This is a genomic window from Deltaproteobacteria bacterium (assembly GCA_009692615.1).
GTDB lineage: Bacteria > Desulfobacterota > Binatia > UBA9968 > UBA9968 > DP-20.
Map to the genome: position 1 here is coordinate 47550 of SHYW01000022.1, position 6590 is coordinate 54139.

Here is a 6590-nt window from a genome sequence, read left to right on the forward strand (position 1 = left end):
GTCGAAACTTGAAAATCGTTAGCGGCTGCGCGGAAAGAAAACCTATGTCCATCAAAACTGAAAAAATTTGGCTCGACGGCGAACTCGTGGCCTGGGAGGACGCCAAGATCCATGTGCTGTCCCACGCGCTCCATTACGGCACGGCGTATTTCGAAGGCATTCGCTGCTATGAATTGGCTGACGGCCGCTCGGCGGTGTTTCGTCTCGAAGAGCATATGCGGCGTCTGGCCGATTCGGGTAAGATTCTCGGCTTTCCTCTGCCCTATTCAGTGGAGCAATTGTGCGGCGCGACTAAGGACGTCATTCGCGCCAACAAGCTCAAGGCTTGTTACATTCGTCCTCTGGCTTTTCTCGGTCTCGGCGAGCTCGGCGTTTACGCGCCGCAAAACCCGGTCAACGTGTGCATCGCCGTGTGGCCTTGGGGCGCCTATCTCGGCGACGACGGGATAAAAAATGGCATTCGCGCCAAGGTGTCATCCTTCACGCGCCATCACGTCAACGCGACCATGACCAAGAGCAAGACCTCGGCGAACTATGTCAATTCGGTGCTCGCCAAAGCGGAAGTGAAAAAAGCCGGCTACGACGAAGCGATCATGCTCGACACCGAAGGCTATGTTTCGGAAGCGAGCGGCGAAAATATTTTCATCGTGCGCGGCGGCAAGATCAAAACCACGCCGCTGACCTCGATCCTGCCCGGCATCACCCGTGACTCGATCATCACCTTGGCGCGGGACAAAGGCTATGAAGTGATCGAGGAGCGTTTCACTCGCGACGAACTTTACATCGCCGATGAAGCTTTCCTCACCGGCACGGCGGCGGAGCTGACGCCGATCCGCGAAGTCGACGACCGCCAGATCGGCGCCGGCCGGCGCGGTCCGATCACCGAGGACGTGCAAAGTACTTTCTTCGAAGTGATCAAAGGCAAAGCCGGGGAGAAGTACTCCAAGTGGCTGTCGCTGCTGTGATCGCGCTGCGTTTAGCTTGACCCACCACAGCTGCGATTGGATCTCGGAATATCTCGCGCTAAGCTCGCAAAGGACGCCAAGGAAAATAGTAAAATCCTACTTCGCGACCTTTGCGTTTTTTGCGCGAGAAATATCCTAACAACTCCATGACTGAAACCCTCGATCCGACGCTGCGCGTCACCATGCTGCCGCGCGATACCAACGCGCGCGGCACGATCTTTGGCGGCGTGATCTTGAGCCACATCGACTTGGCCGGCGGCATCGCGGCGTCGCGCTGCGCGGCGCGCAATTTCGTCACCCGGGCGATGCGCGAGGTGGAATTCATCGCGCCGGTCTATCTTGGTGACGTGGTGAGTTTTTACACTAAGGTGCTGCGCGAGGGGGCGACTTCGGTGACGGTCAAGGTCAGCGTCGAGGCCGAGCGCGGCAAGGAGCCGCGCCATCGGGTGAAAGTCACCGAAGCGGAAGTTATTTACGTCGCCGTTGATGAAGCCGGTAAACCGATTACTTTGAAATAGCAATGCTGCACCGATCCCTTCGTCTGATTACTTTTATCGTGGCGTGGCTGAGTCTTGCTGTTGTCCCGACGCGCGCCGCCGACGAATCGGCGACACTGGCTGACATTGCGCAGCTGCACAAAAATGCCGAGCGACTGTATTTTCAATTCAAGCCCAAAGAGGCCGCCGCCGATTTACAAAAAATTCTTCAAGCCGACGGCCGCAACTTCGAAGCTCTCATCAAACTGGCGCGCGCTCATATCGACATCGGCGACATGATCGCCGAGAGCGGCGGCAACTGGAAAGAACGCAGGCTCAAAGAATACCGCACGGCGGAAGAGTACGCGCGTAAAGCGCTGAAGCTCGATCCGAACTCTAGCTGGAGTTATTTTTGGGTCGCCGCTTCGGTGGGCAGCGTCGCGGAGATGGCGCCGGTGGCCAAGCAAGTCGAGTTGGCGGCGGAGATTCGCGACGCCGTGGAGAAGTCCTTGGCTCTCGATCCCAAGAATGGCGCGGCCTGTCATCTCTACGGCGTGTGGCATCGCAAAGTTGCCGAGATCGGCGGCGCCAGCCGCATGTTCGCGTCACTATTTTTTGGCAAGAGCGTGCCTCAAGGGAGTTTGGACAAATCCATCGAGTACTTAAAAAAAGCCGTGGCGCTCAATCCCACTTATGTCGCTTCACGTTTGGATCTCGCGCGCAGTCACGCGGCGAAAAAAGAATGGCCGGCGGCGCGCGCGCTGCTCAAATCTATCCCGGAAATTGCCAATCAATATTTCGAAGACGCCAAGCACAAGCGTGAAGCGGAAGAGTTCTTAGACGAGATCAAGGAGCGCTGAGCGCGCAGGCCGAGCCGCCGTTGTCCTTGAGGAATTGCAGCGCGCTGTCTTTGACTTCGGCCAGCGGCAGGCGATGGCCGCGGTCGGGAAACAGCACCAAGCGGTGTGGTTTGCCTAAACTTTGCAATTGATCGCGTAGGCCCGTGGCTTGGGACACCGGGATCAGCGTGTCCTGTTCGCCATGAAGAATCAGCGTCGAGGATTGCCAGGTCGCCGCGTCGGTCAATAGATTTCGCAGTTTGGGATCGGCGGCGTCTTGCGGATTGAGCAATCGTCTTAGCCAGAAGCTCGAGGTGTCATGATAGAGCTGTGGCAAATCGTAGGCGCCCGAGTGCAGCAACGCGCCTTTGATGCCGGCAATCTGGCCGATCATCGCCGCGGCGACCACGGCGCCGCGGGAAAAACCGTAAAGATAAATTTTCTTGCTGTCGATCCAGGTCATGTTTTTCGCAGCCGCGATGGCGTCAAGCACGACGCGGCGGGTGACTTCATCCACCGGGCCGGCGCTGATGCTGGTATCGCCGTAGCCGGGCAAGGAGACTGCCAGACCAGCGTAGCAAACTTCGCTAGCGAAGGCTTCGGCGGCGGGCAACACCCGGCGCGCGCCGATGCCGACGAAGCTGTGGCCATGCAACAACACCATTAAAGGATAAACGCCGTCGCCGCGCGGTCGCACGAGAAATCCTTCGGCGCTGCCGCCGGCGCTGGGAAACAAGAAACGGGCCGTGCTGTTCGGCGCCAGCGCCGGCAGGCCGTTCAATGGCATGGTTGTCACCGTGGCGCAGCCGCTCAGAACGATCAGCAACAGCGGGGCGACGAATCGTTGCAATCCCATCAATCTTTACTACCACCGCCGGCCGGCAAAGCCAAAACGTTTGCACCCATGGGCGCCTTTCAGTATCACTTGAGTGTATGAAAAAAAATTTACTTCGGGCTTGTCTATCTTTATGGCTCTCGTGCGTCTTGTTAGCTTGCGGCGACGCGCCCAAGGCGGTGAAAACGCTGCGCGTCGGTTTCGTGCCCGCTGAAGACGCCCAGCAGGTAATGCAAAACGCCCAACCGCTGGTGGAGATCCTGCGCAAAGAATTGGGCATGGAGATCCAACCTTTTGTCGCCACCGACTACACCGGCATCGTCGAAGCGCTGCGGGTTAACAAACTCGACGTGGCGTTTTTGGCGCCGGCGTCTTACGTGCTCGCCAAGAGCGAAGCGAATATCAAAGTCGTGCTCAAGTCGGAGCGCAAGGGCATTCCATTTTACTACGCGGCGATTATCGTGCGCGCCGACAGCGGCATCACCAAGCTCGAAGACTTGCGCGGCAAGACGTTTGCCTTCGGCGATTCGCTGTCGACCACCGGTCATGTCTTTCCGCGTAAAATGTTCAAAGAGGTCGGCATCGATCCGGTGCGCGACTTCAAACAGATTCTCTACTCCGGCGGCCACGACGCCACGGTGTTGTCGGTATTAAATGGCAAGGTCGACGCCGGCGCCACCTACGCCAACTCGCCGGACAGCCAGGACACGGCGTGGATGCGCTATCTGAAAACCCCGGAAGAGATCAAAAAAATCCGCGCCATCGCCTTCTCGGAGCCGATTCCCGCCGACAATCTGGTGATCAGCAACGCCTTGGATGAGCGAGTGGCAAAAAAAATCGTGGAGGTTTTTCTTCAACTGAGCAAAGATCCCGCGGGGAAAAAGATGTTACGCGATCTGTACCAGATCGACGGCTTCGTGCCGGCCACCGATAAAGACTACGATATGGTGCGCGAGGCCTTCGTCGGCGCCGGCATTCAGCTCAAAGACGCGCTGCAGAAAAAGAAACCGTGACGATCCTCGAAATCATCGACTTGCAGCAATCCTTCAGTGTCGCCGTGCCGGTGCTGCGCGGTATTAGTTTCAAGGTCGCGCAAGGCGAGTTCGTCGGCATCATCGGCCTGTCCGGTTCCGGCAAGTCGACGCTGTTGCGCTGCATCAACCGCTTGGTCGACGCCACCTCGGGAAAAATTCTCGTGCCGGCGGCGCTCGCCAACGGCGCGGCCAGCGGCGCCATCGACATTCTCAAACTCAACTCCCGCGACCTGCGCCATGTGCGGCGCAAGATCGGCATGATCTTTCAGCAGTTCAACATCGCCAAAAGATTATCGGTGATCGAAAACGTTTTGTCCGGCGGGCTGGGCTACCAGCCGACGGTGAAGAGCACGCTGCGGATTTTTTCCCAGGACGAACAGCGCCGCGCTCTGACAAACCTCAAGCGCGTCGGCTTGCTCGAACACGCTTACAAACGCGCCGATGAACTCTCCGGCGGCGAGCAGCAGCGCGTCGCCATCGCGCGCACGCTAATGCAGCAGCCGGCGATCATCCTCGCCGACGAGCCGGTCTCCAGCCTCGACCCGAAACTTTCGCGCGTCGTCTTGGATATTCTCAAACGGGTGTGCCGTGAAGACGGCATCACCGCGCTGGTGAGCCTGCACACTCTTGAGCTTACCCGCGAGTATGCCGACCGCGTGATCGGGCTCAAAGCCGGGCAGATTTTCTTCGACGGACCGATTCAGGAACTTTCTAAGGTTGTCGTGGACTCGGTTTATGGGCAGAACGAGTAGCGGGCCCCACGCGGGGGATGAAGCCCTACATGTTTAGAGACTCGCCTTTTGCTTTTTCGTCCAGCTTCTCGATCGCGTAGCGATAACCGACCTCGATAATTTTCTCGACGCTCTTCCATTCGAAAACACCGAACTCACTGACCGGCGGTTCGAAGTATAGGTCGGCTTGAGCTTTGGCGTTCTCGCTGGCGCAGATGCCGCCGACGGTGGTGGTGCGGTAGAGGGTGTTTAAAATATTCGGGATATCCGGTTTTTCGGTGAAAGGATTGAGTTGCTGCCACAGTAGTTTCCAGCCAGAGACGGTGTAGCTTTCTGTGAGCTTGCTCTTGAACTCGACTTGTTCGCTGACATCGACGGCGTAGACTTTGCCTTGGCAAAGTTTCTTCATTGTCTCGACTGGTAAGTTATCGACTAGGCCGCCGTCGACCAAGATCTCGCCGTTGTCGATGGCCGGCGGGCCGATGCCGGGGATCGAGGTGCTGGCGCGCACTGCCTTCCACAACGTTCCTTCACGATGGATTTTCGCCGCGGCGGTGGTGAGATTGGTCGATACGCAGAAATATTTCGTACGCAGATTCTCGATCGCAACTTCGCCAAACATTCTTGCGAGCATTTGATCCATGCGCCGGGCAGAGTTCAATGCCACCAGCGGCAGGGTATAATTTTTCTGCGGTTCGCAGCGCGGCCACTCTTCTCGATTGACGCGCGCCATGGTTTGCCAATCCCAACCGAGCGCGTGCTGGGCGGCGATCACCGCGCCCATGCTGGTGCCGCCGATGTAGTCGATGGGAATATTGCGCTCGTGCAAGGCGCGGATGATGCCGATGTGGGCAAAGCCGCGGGCACCGCCGCCGCTTAGCACCAAGCCGATACCGTTGCCGGTGATGAGCCGCACCAGCCGCGCGACATCTTCGGCGACATACGGCACGAGGTGATGGTGCGCGGCGGTACGCAATGCGGCCAACCATGGCGCCATCGGCAAACCGGTATCGAACTCGCGCGCATGGAGCAGCACGAGCTCGATGCGCGCGGTGATCGCGCAGGAAGCGAAATAGTCTTGCAATCGCGCGATCGCCGCATGAGGCGGGATCGCTTCGGCGCGGGCGACGAGCAAAATGAGATCGGCTTGGCGCACGCAGCGCTGGGTCCACGGCGTGAGTTCGGCGGCGGCTTGGTAGACGACGGCATGCTGGCCGATTTCCAATGCGTCCAACTTTTTCGCTAGTTCTTGCGCGCCCGCTTCGATCCCGTTCAGGCGCGCGACGGTTTCTTCATCGAAGCGCAACGTCGGCCCCAGCCGCGCCAACCCCTGCTCGAGCAAATCCGCGAAGGTGACGGCTTCTTGGCTGCGGTCAAGCGGCAGCACGGCGACGGTTCGTACGTTGCTCGGCGCTGTGCCGTGGGCGCCTTGGCGTTGGCGTGCCGCCAGCTGCACGGCGAGCTGGCGGATCAGCGTGGGATCGGATTTGATCGCGCGCTCAAACGCATCGCGAGAGAGCATGGCGAGTTCGCTGTCGCGGATCGCGCGAATGGTCGCCGAGCGCTGTCGTGGCAACGTCAATATGTCATGTTAACAGCAACGCGATTATGTCAGGGTAGTGCGTTGGGTTGAGGTCGTAAGTTAGAAACCTGGCCATAGCGGAACCCCACCTTGTTGGAGTTGGTTCGATATAGGCCAAGTGTGTGCGT

7 protein-coding genes are annotated in these 6590 nt (G+C 58.7%); 5 read left to right on the forward strand and 2 right to left on the reverse strand.

What is annotated here, in order from left to right; genetic code table 11:
• Nucleotides 1-44 precede the first annotated feature (44 nt).
• The 3 genes from EXR70_07555 to EXR70_07565 all read left to right on the forward strand — a co-directional run bounded on the left by EXR70_07555 (nucleotide 45) and on the right by EXR70_07565 (nucleotide 2301).
• Entirely contained in the window at nucleotides 45-965 is a 921-nt protein-coding gene (locus EXR70_07555) for a branched-chain amino acid transaminase (protein ID MSP38330.1), read from the forward strand.
• Nucleotides 966-1111: 146 nt separating this feature from the next.
• Nucleotides 1112-1483, forward strand: a complete 372-nt coding sequence (locus tag EXR70_07560; protein ID MSP38331.1) for an acyl-CoA thioesterase — start codon at nucleotides 1112-1114, stop codon at nucleotides 1481-1483.
• A gap of 2 nt (nucleotides 1484-1485) precedes the next feature.
• Complete coding sequence (locus EXR70_07565) at nucleotides 1486-2301, forward strand: tetratricopeptide repeat protein (GenBank protein MSP38332.1); 816 nt, start codon at nucleotides 1486-1488, stop codon at nucleotides 2299-2301.
• Here EXR70_07565 and EXR70_07570 read toward each other — a convergent pair.
• Nucleotides 2288-3136 (reverse strand): hypothetical protein, encoded by an 849-nt coding sequence (locus tag EXR70_07570; GenBank protein MSP38333.1) that lies wholly within the window; start codon nucleotides 3134-3136, stop codon nucleotides 2288-2290. The genes EXR70_07565 and EXR70_07570 overlap by 14 nt on opposite strands.
• Here EXR70_07570 and EXR70_07575 point away from each other — a divergent pair.
• Together EXR70_07575 and phnC are read left to right on the forward strand one after the other, a co-directional pair.
• A complete protein-coding gene (locus tag EXR70_07575) occupies nucleotides 3061-4128 on the forward strand; it encodes a phosphate/phosphite/phosphonate ABC transporter substrate-binding protein (protein ID MSP38334.1) in 1068 nt (355 codons plus the stop codon). The two genes, EXR70_07570 and EXR70_07575, sit on opposite strands and share 76 nt — an antisense overlap.
• Before the next feature lie 2 nt (nucleotides 4129-4130).
• The gene (gene phnC, locus EXR70_07580; GenBank protein ID MSP38335.1) at nucleotides 4131-4901 is read left to right on the forward strand and encodes a phosphonate ABC transporter ATP-binding protein; all 771 of its coding nucleotides are present in this window, start codon (nucleotides 4131-4133) and stop codon (nucleotides 4899-4901) included.
• A gap of 25 nt (nucleotides 4902-4926) precedes the next feature.
• Here the strand turns inward: phnC and EXR70_07585 are convergent, their stop codons facing one another.
• On the reverse strand, nucleotides 4927-6462 hold the full coding sequence (locus EXR70_07585) for a hypothetical protein (GenBank protein ID MSP38336.1): 1536 nt from the start codon (nucleotides 6460-6462) through the stop codon (nucleotides 4927-4929).
• Between the last annotated feature and the right edge of the window lie 128 nt (nucleotides 6463-6590).

What these genes read in the sequence shown, in the direction of transcription:
- EXR70_07555 (MSP38330.1), top strand. Translation starts at nt 45, where the DNA reads ATGTCCATCAAAACTGAAAAAATTTGGCTCGACGGCGAACTCGTGGCC.
- EXR70_07560 (MSP38331.1), top strand. Translation starts at nt 1,112, where the DNA reads ATGACTGAAACCCTCGATCCGACGCTGCGCGTCACCATGCTGCCGCGC.
- EXR70_07565 (MSP38332.1), top strand. Translation starts at nt 1,486, where the DNA reads ATGCTGCACCGATCCCTTCGTCTGATTACTTTTATCGTGGCGTGGCTG.
- EXR70_07575 (MSP38334.1), top strand. Translation starts at nt 3,061, where the DNA reads ATGGCATGGTTGTCACCGTGGCGCAGCCGCTCAGAACGATCAGCAACA.
- EXR70_07570 (MSP38333.1), bottom strand. Translation starts at nt 3,136, where the DNA reads ATGGGATTGCAACGATTCGTCGCCCCGCTGTTGCTGATCGTTCTGAGC.